Consider the following 18,495-nt stretch of genomic DNA (forward strand, 5'->3'; position numbering starts at 1 on the left):
CGCGAACAACGAATTTCAGCATAAAATCTTAAGACTTTCTAAGGAAAATCATCGGACTCATGTTAGTTCTTTGCCTTTTGATGAAAAAAATGATCAACGCAACGCCCGCAATCGTAAACGCCGCCCGTCCGGCTAAAAATTCATTGGAAAACGTAAACTTCTGCACGCCGGTGTAAAGAGGACGTACTACGGATGTACCGAACAGATCCATACAGTCCGGCAGAGAAATTCCGAAAGCTCCCAGTATCAGAACGACGGCCAGCAGAATATAGACTAGGGCCTGTCTTTTGTGTCCAAGGAGCATAGCCGCCCCGAAAAGAAACAGCGCGGGCGGCAGAAGCAGGATCAGTCCGGCATAAATGAGCGAGCCAAAGCCTGTATAGTCAAATACAAGCCGATAAAATACAAAGCATATGCCGAACGACAGTCCCATCGCAGTCAGGAACGCACACGCAGTCGCAGCATAGCGAATCGCCCGGAATACGGCCATTTGAACCGACGATGTCTCCAAGATTGTCACGGCGCGGCGTTCAGAAGTCGTGAATTGCCGCGCGCACAGTGCCAGCAGCAGGATGAACAGCAAAACAGCCGCGGAAGAGAGATAGCTGCAAAACGTCCATTGGGAAAAGGGAGCTGTAAAGCCCGTGCCATAGATGACGCTGCCGCGAAGCAGAGCCAAACAGTAGACGATGTTCACCGCTAAAAGCAGCAGATATTCTTTTGAACAGAAAAGACGTTTCAGCTCATACTTGAAAATCGTTCCTTTACGCAAGGTCAAGCGCCTCCTTTGCGAGTCCGACTGCGGCCAGAAAGTCGTCATAGGTGATCGGCTGGCCCAAGTGCTTCAGATACAGTTCCGAGAGCTTTTTCTGCAATGCCCCGCTTCCGCCCAGAGCTTTTTCCGCTTTTACAAACTGGAGCGGCATGATATCGTAAAGGCCGATATTATTCAGAGCGGCCTTTACGTTGGACTGATCGCCGGGCGACAGCTTTTTCAAATAGGTCGGGTTCTGAATATAAAACGCGTTTCGGTAAGACTTCAGGTTTTTTTGCCACTCGCTGACAAAATGGGAATTTGCATAGTCTGCGCCAAAGTAATCCTTCATAAAGCAGTATGTACTGTAGCAGGTAATCCCCTCCGCCGACCAGTAGGACTTGCCGTCCGCCATCGGGTAAGTCGCGAGCCCCCACCACTGATGCGCGAGCTCATGGACCAGCACATCGATTCCTCCGCCGGAATCAGGGTCGCCCGCTCCGTCGGGCAGGTAGCCCGCCACGGCAAAAGAGGTTTCATCCATGGCGCTGATGTTCCCGAAAGCACCCCCGCCGCTGAAATACGCCGGAAGCTCCAGAACGGTCAGATGATCTTGATAGAGAAGCGGCCCGAATGCGTTTGTAAAATAATCGATCGCGTCTTTCATAATCGCAATCGTACCCATATCCGCAATCGCGGCTTTCTGCTTTGTAAAGTATTTGAATTCCACATTGAGTCCGCCGGCCTTAAAAGTCGTGGTATCATAGACGGCGGCATCCAACCCGGTGCGGTCATTTCCGGGTTCGGATGCAAATTGCCATTGTGTCTTCCCGTTCGCCGTCTTACCCTTGACGCCGTTTGCCCTCGTAAACACCGGCTCAAGACGTTCGTCCAAAGACAGCGTGCCCGAGAAGCCGCAGTCGTCGGCAACCGAAACGTCGGTCTTTGGCGAAAAGCCCGTCGCGGGCAAATCGACGTATTCATTGCAGATTCCGTATACCGGTTTTTGGCTCAACGATCCGTCGTTGCCGACTTTTCCCGCGTACCGGATCACGACCGCATATTCGGAAGCATTGGGCAGATTGATTCTCCATGTGGCATTTCCTTCTTTCTCCGCCGGGTCCCGAACAGCCTGAGCGGAGGCTCCGTTGACCTGAATGCTGCCTACGGTATATCCGGAATTCAGCAAAACGGGAAGCGTCTGCGCTCCCCCCGACGTGTTGCGCAGGGTATAGGAGGCTTCTCCCGAAAGGCATCGGACCGCCGTATCAATATCAACCTTCACGGATTTGTTCGTCAAAAGCAGGGATGGATTTCCGACTTCATCGCCGCCGGAAGACACGACGATGCCGGTCCCCGAGCTGTAGGCGGCGCTGTAATCTCTCGGAACACTGTGATCAAAGTAAGGTTCTGCTGCAAAACTCCCATATGAAAGCACCGTCGCCGCTATCAAAAGGACCGGTATCCAGGCCCGCCGCGCGTTACTCACAAAGGAGCTAAAAACGCCTCGGCCATATCTCCGCGAACCCCAAAGTCCCATCAGCCAGATCGACAGGGAAACCAAAAAGCAAAAGAGACGATTCCACAGAATCAGATCGATTTGGAACTGATTGCTCACCAGATCGGAAAAGCAGTCCGCGTTTGTCTGAACCCAAAACAATAGAAAGCTTGGGTTCAGCGCTGATTGGCTTTCCAGCAGCTTGGAAAGAACGATTAGGCACACCACGGCGACAAACGCCGCCTCCACTCGCCGGAACAGCAGATAGAAGCCAGCGGACAGTAAAATGGAAAAGATCAGCGCTCCGAGAAAAATCAGATACCAGGATGCCGCAAAGGAGCCCGGCTGAAAGTAGACGCCGGTTTTGGCCAGCGCAAAGGGAAAAGCAAACAGCGTTACGATCCACGCCGTGCCGACTGCCGTACAAATGAGCGCCAGCGTGCGGCGGAGCTGATAGAAAATGGAATCCGTGCAGGTCAGGATGATCGCGTCTGTGTGATTTTTGTAATCTCTGTGGAATTGTGCCAGCGTCAGTACAGAAAAAAGCAGAGCGCCTAAAATCGCGCTGTTTTTGGCCGGTTCCAAAATGTAAGCATCGGAGGCCGTCCGTCCGGAGGTGTTCAGGCAAAACCACACCGCTCCAACCGACGTCAGCGCAATAAAAAGCAGAATCAGACGGTCCCGCAGCATCCTTTCAATCTCTCTTGAAAGCTTTTCGAAAGCGTTCATGCCGACGCCCTCCCGTTGACCAGCGCCATGTATGCGTCCTCCAAAGTGGCAGCGTGTTTTTCCGCCATCAGTGATTCCGGAGTTCCGGTATAGAGTATTTCTCCGCCGTTCAGGACCACCAGATGATCACAAGCGGACTGGACATCTTCAATGATGTGCGTGGATAAAATCACCAGCCTGTTTTTCGCCGTCTCGGCAAAGAGGTTTCGGAAAGCAAACCGCTCGGCGGGATCAAGTCCCACGGTCGGTTCGTCAAAAATCAAAAGCTCTGGATCCCCCAACAGGGACTGCGCGATTCCGACGCGCTGCTTTTGTCCGCCCGACAGCGTGCGGATCTTTGCCTTCTGCTTATCCTGAAGATGGGTGAGCGCAATTACCCGGTCGATCTCATCCTTTGCCGTTTTTTTATCCGGACATTTGATTGCCGCCATGTAATCCAGAAACTGTGTCGTGGTCAGATCCTCAAACAGACCAAATTCCTGCGGAAGATAGCCCAAGCCGGATTTTAACTCTTTTTCCTGCTTTATCAGCGGTGAGCCATCCTTCAGAATTTCTCCGGAGGTGGGGAGAAGATTTGCGGTGAGCAGCTTCATCAGCGTGCTTTTTCCGGCTCCGTTCGGCCCCACCAATCCAATCAGGCTGGGGCTTGCCAGCGTCAGATCGATATTCTTCAGCGCGGCTTTCCCGTGCGGATAGGTTTTACTCAGGTGTTTCAGCTCTATTTTCAAAAAATCAGCTCCAATCATCGGTGTTAATTCAACTTTAACACCGGCGATTGGAGCTATGATGAAATACATGTGTAACGGATATGAAATTAGAATTTTATGGTAAAACGCATTCCGTCCGGCGAGCACATCGGCTTAAAATTGAAATCCAGTTCAAGCTGATGAAGGATGGAAGCTGTGATATAGAGCCCCAGACCATTCCCTCCGGTTTCGCGGCTTCTGGATTCGTCCATTCTGCAGAACGGTTCAAACAGCCGGGGGATTTGCTCTTCGGAAATCGGGGCACACTCATTTTCCACAAAAAGGCTGTTCCCGCGGCAGTAGACGGCCAGCCTCCCGCCGGTTGCGGTATACTGAACCGCGTTCGATAAAATGTTGGACAGGGCCTTGCCCAGCAGTTTCGGAGGCATCGTTACAACAAACGCGGCGCTCCAGTCCACATACAAAAGGAGCCCTTTTGCGCGGGCAATCATCCCATAAGGCTCTATGACCTCCGCGCAGATCGTTTCTATGCTCTCGGTAACCTTTTCCTCGATTGCGTCGCCGAGGTGGGAGGTATCCAGAATTTCGCGCAGCATCCCGGAAAGCCGGTCCACCAGTTCTTTGCATTTGGGGAGCCATTCTTTCTGATTTTTATATTTGCCCACCCCAAGGATCATGTTGTCCATAATCACGCTCACTGCGGTAACCGGTGTTTTCAGTTCGTGAGACGCGGCGCGGAGGAAATCGGTTTTGGCGCGTTCCGCGGCGCCAACCTTCTTCAGTTCGGTCTCCAACGATTCTATGGTGCCCAGCAGATTTCCGTACAGGCTGTTGACATTGGCAGCCAATGTGCCGATCTCATCTCTTGTGTTGACCCTGCATATGGCAGCCCGGTCCAGCGTATTCATACGCTGTGTTTCTTCGGAAATTGCTTTGATCGGACGCGTGATGGCCCTGGCATACAGCAATGAAAAAAGGACCGCGATAATGAGGCACAGAAAAATCGACACGGGCAGAAGGGACACGATTACCTGCACGGCTTCCTCGACCGGGGCCAGCGTAAGCGTTGCGGTAAGCGCGCCCGCTTCTCCTCCTATCGTAAAGCTGCGCTGCGCTTGAATCGTCTTGGAACCGGCTGCCCCGCTGGTCACGATGCCGGTAAGGATTCCTCCGTCACCGATATTTTCGGTACCGCTGGCTTCGGCGGAGGAAGAGGCGGTGTCATCGCTGATGATTTTTACGCCTTTATCCTCTGTGACGGTCACGGTCTTGTCCGTATCGCAGCTCTCCGACGCGGTTCCCCGGCTGGCAGCAGCGCCGGACTCCTCAGAATCCGAATCCTTAATCCGCGTGATCACTCCGCCGTCCCAGTTCAGCATAGTATAGGAATCGCTCCCGATGCTGAGCTCTAAATTTGCCTGAAGACTTCCGGCGTACCCAGCCATCAAATCCGTCACATCGCTTCGTTTTGCCTTCTCCAGCCGGCTGACAAACCGGTCTGTTTGCAGCGTCAATTCCTGCTGCTTCTGATCGGTGTAAACCTTCGGCAGCAGCGCATAAATCAATCCGTCCGCCAACAAAGCGATCAATATCAGAAGTGTGAGGGTATAGAAAAAAGTCTTAGTGAAAATCTTCATGGATCGTCCTCCAGCTTGTATCCCACGCCGGTAACGGTTGTGACACAAGTCAGATGAAGCTTCTTCCGAAGGTTTTTAATGTAAGAATCCACAGTTCGGTCAAAGACAGGCTTGTCTTCTCCCCACAGCTCATCCAGAATACGGTCGCGCGACAGCACGCTGCCTCTGTGTTCCACCAGAAGCCTCAGCAGTTTGATTTCCTTCGGCGTAACGTCGATCGGTCCGTCTGCGCCCAGCGCCGTGTAGCCGTTGAAATCCACCGTAACGCCCTGATACCGCCAAATGTAAGGGAAATCACCGGATTTTCCCCGGCGTAATAAAGCTTCCACGCGCTTTTCCAAAAGGACGATGGAAAACGGCTTGGTCACGTAGTCGTCCGCCATCCCGTCAAAACTGGAGATCTGCGTATATTCATCGCCGATCGCGGTCAGCATGATGACGGGAACATTGCTTGTCTTTCGCAGTTCATGAAGAACGGCCAGCCCCGTAAGCTTCGGCAGCATAATATCAAGCAAAATAAGGTCATAAGGACTCTGACCGGCCAGCTTCAAAGCCTGTTCTCCGTCGTAGGCGGGAGTAGTTTCATATCCCGCTTCTTTAAAATATTCGCATATTCCTTCACTGGTATCCCGGTCGTCTTCCACAACAAGAAGCCTCAAACAGCATCACCACCTGAATTAATTTTAGCGGAAAGATGTGTAACGAATATGAAAATCAGTTGCCCCTTTCCCCATTTATCAAATTACGATCCGCGATAATTTTTGGCGTTGGGGATGCAAATGTCCGCTCCGGGCAGCCCCACCCGGATAAAGTTTTGCCGTCTCCGGTTCAGCAGTCCAACCGCGGGTCCCACGCTCAAAAGCAAAACCGCACAGGCTGCCCTGCACGGCTAAAACACACCGGCGTTGTTTAAAGCATTTCGCCGTTTTCATTATACCGATAATTTCTATCTTTCTCAATAAAAAGCAGCTTCTTTAGGGCTGCTTCGCAACAGCTCCTTCTCTGGAATTGATGATTGATGCCCCGGCCTTTTTACGATTTCGGCCGTGAGTCCAAGATTCGTCCGCACCCCAAAACGCCGGTGCTGTCGTAATTTCCAACTTGCCGAAGGAAAGATTTAATTTTATGATTGACAGCCATACTACTTAATAGTAATATGATAATAACATTTTCATATTAACATTTGGATAATAACAAATTCCGACAGAAAAGGGCGTGGGCAGAGTGGCAGACAGCCGGCTCCGGAATGAAGACGGGCTGACAGAACAGGAATTCCTGCGGCAATACGACGTAACCCGGTATCAAAGGCCGTCGGTTTCGGTCGATCTCCTTCTTTTCACGGTGGTGAACGGCCCGAAATTCAATTATCGAAAGCTACCGGAAAAAGAGGTCAAAGTGCTGATGGTCAAACGCGGCAACCACCCGTTTATCGGCCAATGGGCGCTGCCGGGCGGTTTTATGTCGGTGAACGAAAGCCTTGACGACGCCGCATACCGCGAGCTGAAGGAAGAAGTCAACGTCAGCGACATTTATATGGAACAGCTTTACACGTGGGGGAATGTGGACCGGGATCCGCGCACACGCGTCATCAGCTGTTCCTATATGTCGCTGGTCGACAGCTCCCAGCTCCAGATCAAAGCGGGCGGAGGCGCCTGGGACGCCCGCTGGTTCACGCTCGGCTATGAAATGCAGGAAGAAAAAAAAGAAGTCTGCTCCGGCGGTTATCTTTTTGAAAACCTCGTGAAACTAACCCTTTCAGGTAACGACGAGACCCTTTCCGCCGTGATAGGAACCCAGAAACGTATTGTGGGGCGGTGCAAAACGCTCCAATGCCGTACTGTGGAAAACAGCGGGATTGCGTTTGACCACGCAATGGTCATTCAATACGGACTGGAGCGGCTGCGCAACAAAATCGAATACACCGATATCGCCTTCAATCTTATGCCCCGCTATTTCACGCTGACCGAACTGCAGCAGGTTTACGAGGTGATTCTGGGGAAAGAACTTTTAAAAGCCAATTTTCGCCGTAAAATCGCGGATATGGTGATTGAGACCAACCGGGTGACAAAGGACGCGGGGCATCGTCCGTCAAAGCTTTATATGTTCAACTCGAACCGGCGGGAAAGCAATTTCTGACAATCCCGCCGCAGACCGACGATAACAAGAACGGAGGTGCTATCGTTGAACGACCCTGAGCTCATCCATGAAATCAACCGGCTCCGTAAAGAGCGGGACGCCGTGATTCTGGCCCATAACTACCAGCCGCCCGAAATACAGGAAATTGCCGATCTGGTCGGCGATTCCTTTGCATTGAGCAAAGCGGCTGCTGAAATCGACCGCAGGGTAATCGTTTTCTGCGGCGTGCGTTTTATGGCGGAGAGCGCAAAAATCCTATCGCCCCGGAAAACCGTTCTGCAGCCGGCAGCAGGCGCCGGCTGCCCGCTGGCCGATTCCGTCACGGTGCCTCAGCTTCGGCAGGCACGGGAGGCGCATCCCCGGGCGGCTGTGGTATGTTATATCAACACCAGCGCCGCGGTCAAGTCGGAATGCGATATTTGCTGCACGTCATCCAACGCGGTTCGGATCGCGCGGTCGGTCAGGAAGGAAGAAATCCTTTTTGTGCCGGACTGCAATCTCGCATCCTATGTGGCCGAAGCCGTGCCTGAGAAAAAAGTGATCCCGTGGTCGGGAAGCTGTGCCGTCCACTCGCGCATCTCCTCGGCCGGCGTGGCGGCGGCGCGGGCGGCGCACCCGGGCGCACCGCTGCTCGTGCACCCAGAGGTACCGGCGAAAATCCGCAACCAGGCCGACTTTACGGGAAGCACCGCGCAGATCATCGGCTTTGCTGCCGGGTCGGACGGCCGGGAATTCATAGTCGGCACGGAAGTGGGTATTCTGGAAAAGCTCCGCTCCGTTCGTCCGGACGCTGCGTTCTATCCGCTGCAGGGGAATCTTTTATGCGCTGACATGAAGAAAACGACATTGCAGAATGTATGCGATTCTCTGACTTCTATGAAAAACGAAGTGAAGATGCCCGAAGAGCTTCGGCAGAAGGCCTTTGTATGCCTGAACCGAATGATGGCTGCAGCGGAAAATTAAAATGCGATTCGAAAAGGAGGAAACTGCTTTGACCCGCTGTCTTTCAAATTTCGACGCGTCGGCCATGGGGCGCGCGTCGTTCGACGCCGTGATCGTGGGCGGCGGGCTTGCCGGAATTTTCTGCGCCCTGAACCTGCCCCGCCGGATGAAAACGGCGGTGCTCTGCAAGGGATCGGTCGAGGACTGCGACTCCTATCTGGCGCAGGGGGGCATTGCGGCAAGCATCGGCAGCGATGACCGCGGCCTGCATATCCGCGACACTATGACCGCCGGGTGCGGCGTCAACAATCCGCAGGCTGTGCGCATCCTGGTCGAAGAAAGCGAACAGGCCATCCGGAACCTGGCGGAGCTGGGGGTATCGTTCGACCGCAGGCCGGACGGCCGGTTTCAGCGTTCGCTGGAGGGAAACCATTCTGCCAGGCGGATCCTGCATGTCAACGGCGATGCCACAGGCAAGGGCATTATGACGGCGCTCATCGCCCGCTGCGCCGGGCGGGATAACATCTCTCTGCTCGAAAACACCTTTGCCGTGGATCTGGTCACGCGGGAAGGGACTTGCTCCGGCGTGATTGCGGAAAAAGCCGGAAGATTGCTTTGCCTTTCCTCCCCCGCCGTCGTGATGGCAACCGGAGGCATCGGCCAGCTGTTCCCCGTTACCACCAATTCAAAGGTGCTTACGGGTGACGGCATCGCCGCGGCAAGCCGGGCCGGCGCGGCTCTCGATTCCCTTGAATTCATCCAGTTTCACCCTACCGCGCTCTATTCGCCGGTGAAAGCGGAGCGGGCGTTTCTGATTTCGGAGGCGGTGCGCGGCGAAGGCGCGCTGCTGCGCAACAGGGAGGGAGACCGGTTCATGCCCCGCTATGACGCGCGTCTGGAGCTTGCCCCGCGCGACATCGTGGCCCGGGCCATCTTCGACCAGATGGCGAAAACATCCAGCCCCTGCGTATACCTCGATATCACCGGGAAAAAACGCGCGTTTTTGGAACGGCGGTTCCCAATGATTTTCAGCGAATGCCTGAAAAGGGGTATTGATATTTCGAAGGATTGGATTCCAGTAGTTCCGTGCGAACATTATTGTATGGGCGGTATCCGCACGGATTGCGACGGACGCACCAGCGTCGACCGCCTATACGCCATTGGGGAATGCGCATGCACCGGGGTGCATGGAGCCAACAGACTGGCCAGTAATTCCCTGTTGGAGGATGTGGTTTTCGGCGCCAGAGCCGCGGCGGCTGTCGCCGGGCGCGCGGCGCCGCCTGCCGATGTGCGGGACTTTCGTTTGGAGGGGAGGAAGGCCGGCGGTCTTGCCGACCCGGAAAAGCTGCGTGCCGGCCTGCGTCTCCTGATGGAGGAGGACGCAGGAATCATTCGCAGTGGGCGGAAACTCGGGCAAGCGCTCGCAGCCATCGAAAAGGTGCAGCGGGAAAGGATCGACCCCGCCGACCTTACGACCCGGGAAGAATACGAAACGGCGGATATGGTTGAAACGGCGCGCCTGATCGTAAGCGCCGCGGTGAAAAACCGCAGCAGCATCGGCTGCCATTACATTGTGGATTCCTAAACCGAATGCGAGGTATGTAATATGGTAAACGATCTTATCCTTGATGATTTTCTGCGTATGGCGCTTAAGGAGGACATCGGACTGGGCGATGTGACGACCGACAGCCTCATCGGCCCGGGGCAGGTCTCGCATTGCCGGCTTGTCGCAAAGGAAGCCGGCGTGCTGGCGGGCCTTCCCGTTTTTGTTCAGGTATTCCGGCTGCTGGATGCGGGAGTGTCCGTAAAATTTTATCGGTCGGAGGGGGATTCCATCCAATCGGGAGAAGTGATCGCCGAGTTGGACGGCAACACCCGGGCGCTCCTGCAAGGCGAGCGGGTTGCGCTCAATATTCTGCAGCGCATGTGCGGCATTGCCACCAAAACGCACCGGCTCTGCGCCCTGATTCAGGGTTATCCCACCCGCCTTGCCGACACCCGCAAAACGCTGCCGGGATTCCGCATGCTTGATAAATATGCCGTGACAGTGGGCGGCGGAACGAATCACCGAATGAACCTCTCGGATCTTGTGCTGATTAAAGACAATCACATCGCGGCGGTGGGCTCTATACGGCAGGCGGTCGCTCTGGCCCGGAAGCGGGCGCCTTTTTCCGCCAAAATCGAGGTGGAAGCAGAAAACCTGGAACAACTCGCGGAGGCCGCGGAAGCTGGGGCCGACATCGTCATGCTCGATAATATGGACTGTGCGGAAATGAAAAAAGCAGTTAATTGGGTGCAAGGCAGGTTCTGCCTTGAAGCTTCGGGCAATATCGATGAGGAGAACGTCATTGCCGTGGCAGCCACAGGCATTGACCTCATCTCCTGCGGCGCGCTGACCCATTCGGTGCGGGCGCTGGACATCAGCCTAAAATTTGATTTGCCCCGCTGATTTCACCGTTTTTATACAGGAAAACCCCGCCGGCTTGGAAGCTGACGGGGTTTCCCTGATTTAACAAAATAATCAAAAATTCATTGAATAAAAAATATTTTAGTGATATAATAATGAAAAATCATAATTAATAACAGGAGGCAGTTGCCGTGATGAAAAAAACAGACACAAAAAATGCTCCCGCCGCGATAGGACCATATTCGCAAGCTGTCGAGGCAAACGGATTTTTGTTTACATCCGGACAAATCCCTCTCTCGCCCAAAACAATGCAAATTGTCGAAGGCGGAATTGAAGCTCAGACGGAGCAGGTCATCCAAAATCTGCGGGAAGTTTTGGCGGAAAGTCATATTTCGTTTGAACAGACCGTTAAAACAACATGCTATCTAGCCAATATAGACGACTTTGAAAAATTCAACCGTATTTATGAAAAATACTTTACCGAAAAGCCGGCCAGAAGCTGCATTTCTGTAAAAGCCCTTCCCGAAAACGTCCTGTGTGAGATTGATCTGGTGGCGACGCTGGCCTAATCGCGCAGCGTCCTTATTTGCGCGGCCGATTCCGAATATGCATATAAACCGTATTTTTTGAAATAGAGAGTATTGCGGCAATTTTAACTACTGCGTCTTTGAGATTAAATATTCCTTTTTCGTACAAGAAATTGATGATTTCCTTATTCCTGTTTGCAACGGTAATGGAACTGTCGTTAAAAACTTTTTCTTTTGCCATTTCCACCGACGCACGGATCAAATCGTCCGAATTCTCCACATAATTTTCCGTGAAAGTTTTGGCTGTTTCGATACCCGGCTGCGGCAGAAAAGAGTTGATGACTGAAAAAAAAGGGGTATTCAAATAATAATTGATACATAGCAGTCCGATAATCCGATTTTTATCTCCCTGAATCGAAATGGTGCAGGATTTTAACGGCTGTCCCGTTTTGCTCTTGCTGAAATAAGTCAAAAAATGCCGGTCGGAATTTTTTTGATTATTTTCCAGGAACGCTAACGCCAAATCCGTGATAGGCGCGCCAATGCTCCTGCCGGAATGGTACCCATGAATAATTTCGATCACAGAATGGTCAAGATCTTCCAGACTATGGAGGATCACTTCGCAGCTTTCCCCTAAATAATCCGCAAGTCCTTTCGCAAAAACCTTATAGGTTTCAATAATTTTTTTTTCGGTGATTGAAAGCTTTACGTTTGAATACTGCATAATTTCTCCTTACATTCTGATCAAACAGTCTTTTATTGAAGGTTTCCGTTATCCGATATTAAAGCAATTACATCTTAAGTGATTGTCCGGAACCCTGTCAACAGAAAAGTTTCAAGCCGTTTAAAAAGTTTTCCCAGGATAAAAGGAGCAGGAAGAAAATATGGACGTCTTCAGCATTATTGGTCCCGTCATGATCGGACCATCCAGTTCCCACACCGCGGGGGCCGTAAAAATTGGAAATGCCGCGGCTTCTTTACTGGGGGAAGAACCCGCATCGGCCGATATCCTGTTTGTCGGTTCCTTTGCCAAAACCTATAAGGGACATGGAACCGACAAAGCGGTAATCGCCGGTATTCTGGGCATGAAGCCAAGCGATTCACGCATTAAAACAAGTATGAATCTCGCGAAAGAAAAGGGAATCAAAATTGCATTTCGGCAAGGGGAGCTGCCGGGAGCCCACCCCAACACCATGGTGATCACCCTGGCGGGAAAGCGGGGGAAAAAGGTATCGGTTCAGGGAGCCTCCATCGGCGGAGGAAATATTGTCATCAACCGGATCAACAGCTATCCGGTCAATGTGACCGGTCAAAACACAACTCTTCTCGTTTTTCACCGCGATGTTCCCGGCATGATTTCAGATGTTACAAGGCTCTTGGCAATTCGGGACGTCAACATCAATCATTTCAGTCTGAGCCGCAACCGTCGGGGAGGCGCCGCAGTCATGGCGATCGAAATCGACGGTGAAATGGACGATGATATTGCACAAGAAATCAATCGCGCCCACAATATCCTCAGCGCCGTAGTTTTAAGACTGAATTAGGGAGAAAAAGTATGTTTGCTTATGAATCTGTTCAAGAGCTGATTTCCGCAGCGGACAAACAGGGAAAGAAAATTTCCGAACTTGTATTGCGGGATCAGGCGGAATACCTGGAAAAAGAGAGTAACGCGATCTATGAGCAAATGCACAAGAATTTTCTTGTGATGAAAAAGGCCTCTGAAGACGGCTTAAAGAAAAACACGCGATCAGCCAGCGGCCTGACCGGCGGCAACGCCATAAAAATGAATCAGGTGGTCGAAGCCGGCAAAAGCATCTGCGGCAGGGTCATCGGGAAAGCCATTGCGAGAGCGCTGGCCGTTTCTGAAACGAATGCATGCATGGGCAGGATCGTAGCCGCTCCGACGGCAGGCTCCTGCGGGATTCTTCCCGCCGCCGTGCTTACCTTGGCGGAGGAGCACCACTTGGATGAACACGATGCGGTTATGTCACTGTTCACCGCCGCGGGCTTTGGCATGGTGATTGCAAAAAAGGCCAGTATTGCCGGGGCGGAGGGCGGATGTCAGGCAGAATGCGGTTCAGCGGCCGCCATGGCCGCCGCCGCCCTGACAGAGCTGATGGGCGGAACCCCGCAGATGGCTGGCCACGCTTGTTCGATCGCCATAAAAAACATTTTGGGGTTAGTCTGTGATCCAGTCGCCGGTCTGGTCGAAATTCCCTGCATTAAGCGAAACGCGTCTGGTGTTTCCAACGCGTTCATCTCGGCGGATATGGCACTTGCCGGAATTAAAAGCGCAATTCCGGCGGACGAAGTCATTGAAGCCATGAAAAAAGTCGGGGACGCGATGCCAAACAGTCTGAAAGAAACCGCAGAAGGCGGACTTGCTGCGACACCGACCGGAAAGGCTCTTTATAAAAAAGTATTTGGCCGCTGCGGCGATGAAAAGCTATAAGCTGCTCACCCTTGCGCAACGATGGATTTTGACGGTTGTTGCATTTCGTGCAGCAAAATATAATATTGAGGAGGAAGATAAAATGAAAAGCAAGTTAAAAAGGCTCGGTTTATTGCCAAAACTTCTGATTGCGATTTTCATTGGCACTATATTGGGTCTGACCACCCCAAGACCGGTGATCGGCATTCTGGCAACATTCAATAGCTTGTTTGGCAACTTTCTGGAATTCTCCATTCCATTGATTATCATTGGTTTCGTGGTTCCCGGAATCAGCAATCTGGGGAAAGGCGCCGGAAAAATTCTCGGCATTACGGTTGCCATTGCCTATATTTCTACCGTTATTGCCGGTTCCCTTGCCTATTTCGCAGATTCCTCCGCATTTCCGTTGTTCCTGAAAGCAGGTGCGGTTCAACTGGATGCTTCAGATCCTTCTAAAGCGTTGGTGCCCGCATATTTCACCATTCAAATGGATCCGATTATGGGGGTGGTCCCCGCCCTCTTGATTTCCTTTGTGCTCGGTCTGGGCGCTTCCGCCTTAAAGGGGGACTCCATTAGAAATGTTTTTAGCGAATTCGGGGAAATTATTGCACGACTGATTGAGAAAATCATTTTACCTCTTTTACCAATCTATGTGCTGGGTGTCTTTGCAAATCTGACTTTCACAGGAAAAGTATTTGAAATATTAAGCGTCTTTATTAAAGTTTATGGAATCGTTCTGATTCTTCACTGCTGTATTCTTCTGATTCAATACGCTGTTGCGGGAACCGTCACGAAAAGGAACCCGTTAAAACTGCTAAAAAATATGCTGCCGGCCTATGTTACGGCACTCGGAACACAATCTTCAGCCGCAACCATACCGGTAACTCTGGCTCGAACTAAATTGAATAAGGTCAGCGACGATGTCGCCAGCTTTGTCGTCCCACTCTGCGCCACCATTCACATGTCCGGAAGCACCATAACCATTACCAGCTGTTCCATTGCCGTTTTAATGCTAAACGGTACTCCTATAACGATTGGAAAGATGTATCCCTTTATTCTGATGCTGGGCGTAACCATGGTCGCCGCCGCGGGCGTTCCGGGCGGCTGCATCATGGCAGCCTTAGGCATTCTTCAGTCCATGCTTGGATTTAACCAGACTATGCTTTCTCTGATGATTGCGCTCTATCTGGCACAGGACAGCTTCGGCACCGCCTGTAATGTGACCGGAGACGGTGCAATCGCAATTCTGATGGATAAAATCAAAGAAAACACAATTCGAAAGAAAAATAAAGTCCCGGCGGACACAGAACCGGTCGGATGAACCCGCCGGCACCATGGGTCAATTGTCGCGCTGTCTTGCAAATCGTATTCCTGCGGTGATTTCACTTTGATATTTTCTCGGCACTCGTCCTCCACGGGTCATATTGGAGTTCATTAAATTGTTTATAACTTCCCCCATGGCTGCAACAATTTGGAAATCAACTTTACCTCCGCAAATGAAGTCCTACATATCTGCTCACTAAGGCACAAGGCGGTACTTCCCGGTTTTTCCGGTCGGTACCGCCTTGTGTTATTACGTGTGATGCTCTTTTGTACAACCGGGCCGTATCGGTTACTGTTGACGATCAGACGCCATTCGATTTTACCTGTTTGCCCGTGTGTAAACACATCACCGTGGGACTTATTAATGTCGACTCTGATCTGATATCTGCATAAGATTGCTTTGGTTGCCCGCTGGATTGGCATCCCTGCTATTATTTCGTCAATATTCACAAATTAATATAATGTATATGTTGCAGAAATGATGATTGACAAGCACACATAAATATGGTTAACTTATATAAGAAAACATTTTCGGAAACTATTTTCTTATTAAAATATGATTAAAGGGAGACATAAATATATGACGCTAAAAGAAATCGCCGAATTAGCGAATGTTTCTGTCTCAACCGTATCGAAAGTAATTAACAAAAAAGATGACAGTATAAGTTCTGAAACCAGAGAAAGAATTCTCCATATTGTAAAGAAATACCATTATTCACCATATATGGACAGAACGTCCGACGACTTAAGGCCTTCTTTGATCCTTGGAGTATTAATTGGAAGATCAGCCGACTACAGTTTTCTTACAGGTATCGTAAAGCAAGCAAGAACAAGAGGATACAGCACTATTGTTTGTGCATCTTCTTCAGCGAATGAGGAAATGCAAAATTTTAAAATGCTTTTGTCTCATCATGTTGACGGCATTATCTGGAACAAAGAAAAATACTCAATCACAGATATTCCGGACGATATTCTTCCGTTCTCTTTCAAAATATTTACTCTGAACAGTGAAAAAAAGCCTTCCGCAGCCAACCCTTATTTTTCATATTCAGAACTCGGCTATGCAGCTTCGAATAGTTTAATCAGGAAGGGGCACAGATGTATCGGCTGTCTTTCTTTAAAAAAGGACTACGCCGCTGGCGCTTTCGTGGAAGGAATTCGCAAATGCCTTTTTGACCACCAAATTTCGGAAGACGACGATGTCGTCTGGCGTCTTACAGAATCATGCGACTCGCTCTGGCTCCAAGCACATACCGGTATAATCTGTTTCGATTCCGCGGCGGTCGAAAAGATGGCCACCATGACGGAGTATCTGCATATAATGGTTCCCGAGGAAATTTCTGTCGTCGGCATTGATACTGAACACATGAAAATTGCAGGGACACAGCTTTCATCGATCGCAAGGCCTTTTGAAGAACTCGGGTCTTTTGCAGCGGACGGGCTGATCACAGCGGTCGAATCGGGAAAAACGGCCTATGAGCCCTTTCAAAAGGATTTCAGTGTCTCATGCTTTGACAGCATTGTTCCACCCAAAAAGACTAGGCGCAGTCATTTTGTCATCATGGGAACGATCAACGTTGACACCTTGATGCTCGTGGATAAGCAGCCGGAACCAGGGGAAACGATCAGCGTAAGGCAGCGGGTGATTATGCCCGGCGGCAAGGGGCTGAACCAGTCTCTCGGCGTAACCAAGCTCGGCGCTTCGGCAGCGTTGATTTCTGCTTTGGGCACCGATTATGACGGAAGACAAATGTTTCAATGCCTCAAGTCAAACTCAGTTTGTACGGACGGTGTTACGCTGCATGACAACCTGTCCACCGGCCACGCTTATGTGTTTATCCAAAGAAACGCGGAAAGCAATATTTCGGTGTTTGACGGTGCCAACTCGGCGCTGACCTCGAAAAACATCGATCAATATGAAAACCTGTTTGAAAATGTGGATTATTGTCTGCTGCAAACCGAATTGGATCAAAACCTTGTGCTTCACGCAGCGGAACTCGCCCATCGTCACGATGTGAAAGTAATCCTCAAGCCCTGTGCCGTGACATCCCTTCTCCCGGAGCTGGTTCAAAACACAGATATCCTTGTTCCCAACGTGAAAGAAGCCAACGAACTGCTTCCCAATGTATTCTCCTTGGAGAAAAAGGCAAAGATATTTAGAAAACAGGGGGCAAAAACCGTGATTATCACTCTTGGGGAAAAAGGGTGTTTCCTTCAGGACGACAAGCACGAAAAATATTTTCCGGCCGCCCGCATCACGCCGGTCGATACCACCGGCGCGGCCGATGCGTTTATTTCTACGCTTGCCTTTTACCTCTCCATAGGAAAAGATATAGAGGAAGCTATTCAATACGCGACTTGTGCCGCAGGCTTGTCAACAACCAGATACGGCGTACCGCCCGCACTGGTCAATAGGGAAACGCTGGAATTGTATTACTTTAAAAACCAGAATGACTTTAGGAGAACTGGAGAATGAAAAAACTAGTGCTGGGATCGCTCAACATTGACAGAACCTACAGAGTCACAGATCTTGTCAAGCCCATGGAAACGATCGCCGCAAATAAATACGAATCTTACTGCGGCGGAAAAGGATTCAATCAGGCGGTCGCCTTGGCGCGCGCCGGCAGCGAGGTTTTTTTTGCGGGGATCATCGGAAGTGACGGGGACATGTTTTGGGACGCACTCCATTCGGACGCGATCAAAACCGACCTGATGAGAAAATCCGAATCTCCGAACGGGCACGCTGTGATCCAGGTGGATGAGGAGGGGCAAAACTGTATCATCATTGTTTCCGGGTCAAATGAGAAAGTGACGGAGACGTATATCGACGAAGTCCTTTCGCACTTTTCGGAAGGCGACCTGATCGTTCTTCAGAATGAAATTTCCTGCGTAGGCTATGCCATCGAGCAAGCGAGCCGGAAGGGCCTTCAAATCGCCTTTAACCCGTCTCCGCTGAACAAAACGATTCAGACCTATGATATGGCAAAAGTGGACATCCTGCTGGTCAACGAAGTGGAAAGCAAGGCTCTTTTCGGGTCGGACGACGCAGAGAGCATCCAACGCGTTGTAAATAAAAAGTATCCCGGGACATCGGTTGTGCTGACGAAGGGTGCGGCCGGAGCCTGGTTTATCGGGGCAAACGGAAAAACGTATTATTCGGAGGCGCTTCCGTGCTCCGCAGTTGATACGACAGCGGCCGGAGATACCTTTACCGGATATTTTCTACACGAACTGTCCAGAAGCGATGATCCCTCAGAAGCTCTTCGGGTCGCTTCCATAGCCAGTGGTATTTCCGTGACCAGAAAGGGAGCATCGCCTTCAATCCCTTTTGGGAAAGAAGTACGTGAATTTATGAAAAAAACATTTGCCGGAATGAATAAACCCAATTAGTTTTTGAATCTCTC

16 protein-coding genes and 1 pseudogene are annotated in these 18,495 nt (G+C 51.1%); 11 read left to right on the forward strand and 6 right to left on the reverse strand.

Features of this window, described 5'->3' with window-relative positions; all coding sequences use genetic code 11:
• Positions 1-28: 28 nt before the first annotated feature.
• From HCR03_RS05840 to HCR03_RS05860, 5 genes are all read right to left on the reverse strand, one after another.
• Positions 29-772 carry a hypothetical protein gene (locus HCR03_RS05840; protein ID WP_066648237.1) on the reverse strand — a complete coding sequence of 248 codons (744 nt, stop codon included), beginning with the start codon at positions 770-772 and terminating at the stop codon, positions 29-31.
• Positions 765-2,981 (reverse strand): hypothetical protein, encoded by a 2,217-nt coding sequence (locus HCR03_RS05845; protein WP_187037087.1) that lies wholly within the window; start codon positions 2,979-2,981, stop codon positions 765-767. The genes HCR03_RS05840 and HCR03_RS05845 overlap by 8 nt, the downstream gene beginning before the upstream one ends.
• A complete protein-coding gene (locus HCR03_RS05850) occupies positions 2,978-3,709 on the reverse strand; it encodes an ABC transporter ATP-binding protein (protein ID WP_066648242.1) in 732 nt (243 codons plus the stop codon). The genes HCR03_RS05845 and HCR03_RS05850 overlap by 4 nt, the downstream gene beginning before the upstream one ends.
• 86 nt (positions 3,710-3,795) lie before the next feature.
• Positions 3,796-5,325: a sensor histidine kinase gene (locus tag HCR03_RS19690; RefSeq protein ID WP_228725119.1), complete on the reverse strand. Its 1,530-nt coding sequence runs from the start codon at positions 5,323-5,325 to the stop codon at positions 3,796-3,798.
• Positions 5,322-5,984, reverse strand: a complete 663-nt coding sequence (locus HCR03_RS05860; protein ID WP_187037089.1) for a response regulator transcription factor — start codon at positions 5,982-5,984, stop codon at positions 5,322-5,324. Before HCR03_RS05860 ends, HCR03_RS19690 begins: the two co-directional genes overlap by 4 nt.
• Before the next feature lie 565 nt (positions 5,985-6,549).
• On the opposite strand from HCR03_RS05860, the gene HCR03_RS05865 reads away from it, so the two are divergent.
• The 5 genes from HCR03_RS05865 (at position 6,550) to HCR03_RS05885 (ending at position 11,379) form a co-directional block, all read left to right on the forward strand.
• A complete protein-coding gene (locus tag HCR03_RS05865) occupies positions 6,550-7,461 on the forward strand; it encodes an NUDIX hydrolase (RefSeq protein ID WP_066648248.1) in 912 nt (303 codons plus the stop codon).
• A gap of 45 nt (positions 7,462-7,506) precedes the next feature.
• A complete protein-coding gene (nadA, locus tag HCR03_RS05870; protein ID WP_066648250.1) occupies positions 7,507-8,424 on the forward strand; it encodes a quinolinate synthase NadA in 918 nt (305 codons plus the stop codon).
• A gap of 28 nt (positions 8,425-8,452) precedes the next feature.
• Entirely contained in the window at positions 8,453-9,988 is a 1,536-nt protein-coding gene (gene nadB, locus HCR03_RS05875; protein WP_207727268.1) for an L-aspartate oxidase, read from the forward strand.
• 21 nt (positions 9,989-10,009) lie between these two features.
• Complete coding sequence (nadC, locus tag HCR03_RS05880) at positions 10,010-10,852, forward strand: carboxylating nicotinate-nucleotide diphosphorylase (protein ID WP_156989907.1); 843 nt, start codon at positions 10,010-10,012, stop codon at positions 10,850-10,852.
• Positions 10,853-11,004: 152 nt separating this feature from the next.
• Positions 11,005-11,379: a RidA family protein gene (locus HCR03_RS05885; RefSeq protein ID WP_066648254.1), complete on the forward strand. Its 375-nt coding sequence runs from the start codon at positions 11,005-11,007 to the stop codon at positions 11,377-11,379.
• A 13-nt stretch (positions 11,380-11,392) separates the two neighbouring features.
• Here HCR03_RS05885 and HCR03_RS05890 read toward each other — a convergent pair whose 3' ends face one another.
• A complete protein-coding gene (locus tag HCR03_RS05890; RefSeq protein WP_066648256.1) occupies positions 11,393-12,061 on the reverse strand; it encodes a helix-turn-helix transcriptional regulator in 669 nt (222 codons plus the stop codon).
• A 160-nt stretch (positions 12,062-12,221) separates the two neighbouring features.
• On the opposite strand from HCR03_RS05890, the gene sdaAB reads away from it, so the two are divergent.
• The 6 genes and pseudogenes from sdaAB (at position 12,222) to HCR03_RS05915 (ending at position 18,481) form a co-directional block, all read left to right on the forward strand.
• The gene (gene sdaAB, locus HCR03_RS05895; RefSeq protein WP_187037093.1) at positions 12,222-12,881 is read left to right on the forward strand and encodes an L-serine ammonia-lyase, iron-sulfur-dependent subunit beta; all 660 of its coding nucleotides are present in this window, start codon (positions 12,222-12,224) and stop codon (positions 12,879-12,881) included.
• Positions 12,882-12,892: 11 nt separating this feature from the next.
• On the forward strand, positions 12,893-13,789 hold the full coding sequence (sdaAA, locus tag HCR03_RS05900) for an L-serine ammonia-lyase, iron-sulfur-dependent, subunit alpha (RefSeq protein ID WP_156989909.1): 897 nt from the start codon (positions 12,893-12,895) through the stop codon (positions 13,787-13,789).
• Between the two features lie 82 nt (positions 13,790-13,871).
• Positions 13,872-15,089, forward strand: coding sequence for a dicarboxylate/amino acid:cation symporter (locus tag HCR03_RS05905; RefSeq protein ID WP_066648327.1), 1,218 nt, complete (start codon positions 13,872-13,874; stop codon positions 15,087-15,089).
• Positions 15,090-15,671: 582 nt separating this feature from the next.
• A pseudogene (locus tag HCR03_RS20495) lies at positions 15,672-15,752 on the forward strand (LacI family DNA-binding transcriptional regulator); the annotation flags it as partial.
• A 219-nt stretch (positions 15,753-15,971) separates the two neighbouring features.
• Entirely contained in the window at positions 15,972-17,567 is a 1,596-nt protein-coding gene (locus HCR03_RS05910) for a PfkB family carbohydrate kinase (protein ID WP_066648265.1), read from the forward strand.
• The gene (locus HCR03_RS05915; RefSeq protein ID WP_066648270.1) at positions 17,564-18,481 is read left to right on the forward strand and encodes a ribokinase; all 918 of its coding nucleotides are present in this window, start codon (positions 17,564-17,566) and stop codon (positions 18,479-18,481) included. The genes HCR03_RS05910 and HCR03_RS05915 overlap by 4 nt, the downstream gene beginning before the upstream one ends.
• The last annotated feature ends 14 nt before the right edge of the window (positions 18,482-18,495 follow it).

The organism is Caproicibacter fermentans (genome assembly GCF_014303955.1).
Taxonomy (GTDB): domain Bacteria; phylum Bacillota; class Clostridia; order Oscillospirales; family Acutalibacteraceae; genus Caproicibacter; species Caproicibacter fermentans.

What these genes read in the sequence shown, in the direction of transcription:
- sdaAA (WP_156989909.1), top strand. Translation starts at nt 12,893, where the DNA reads ATGTTTGCTTATGAATCTGTTCAAGAGCTGATTTCCGCAGCGGACAAA.
- HCR03_RS05890 (WP_066648256.1), bottom strand. Translation starts at nt 12,061, where the DNA reads ATGCAGTATTCAAACGTAAAGCTTTCAATCACCGAAAAAAAAATTATT.
- HCR03_RS19690 (WP_228725119.1), bottom strand. Translation starts at nt 5,325, where the DNA reads ATGAAGATTTTCACTAAGACTTTTTTCTATACCCTCACACTTCTGATA.
- HCR03_RS05885 (WP_066648254.1), top strand. Translation starts at nt 11,005, where the DNA reads ATGAAAAAAACAGACACAAAAAATGCTCCCGCCGCGATAGGACCATAT.
- HCR03_RS05905 (WP_066648327.1), top strand. Translation starts at nt 13,872, where the DNA reads ATGAAAAGCAAGTTAAAAAGGCTCGGTTTATTGCCAAAACTTCTGATT.
- nadC (WP_156989907.1), top strand. Translation starts at nt 10,010, where the DNA reads ATGGTAAACGATCTTATCCTTGATGATTTTCTGCGTATGGCGCTTAAG.
- HCR03_RS05845 (WP_187037087.1), bottom strand. Translation starts at nt 2,981, where the DNA reads ATGAACGCTTTCGAAAAGCTTTCAAGAGAGATTGAAAGGATGCTGCGG.
- HCR03_RS05915 (WP_066648270.1), top strand. Translation starts at nt 17,564, where the DNA reads ATGAAAAAACTAGTGCTGGGATCGCTCAACATTGACAGAACCTACAGA.
- HCR03_RS05910 (WP_066648265.1), top strand. Translation starts at nt 15,972, where the DNA reads ATGCAAAATTTTAAAATGCTTTTGTCTCATCATGTTGACGGCATTATC.
- sdaAB (WP_187037093.1), top strand. Translation starts at nt 12,222, where the DNA reads ATGGACGTCTTCAGCATTATTGGTCCCGTCATGATCGGACCATCCAGT.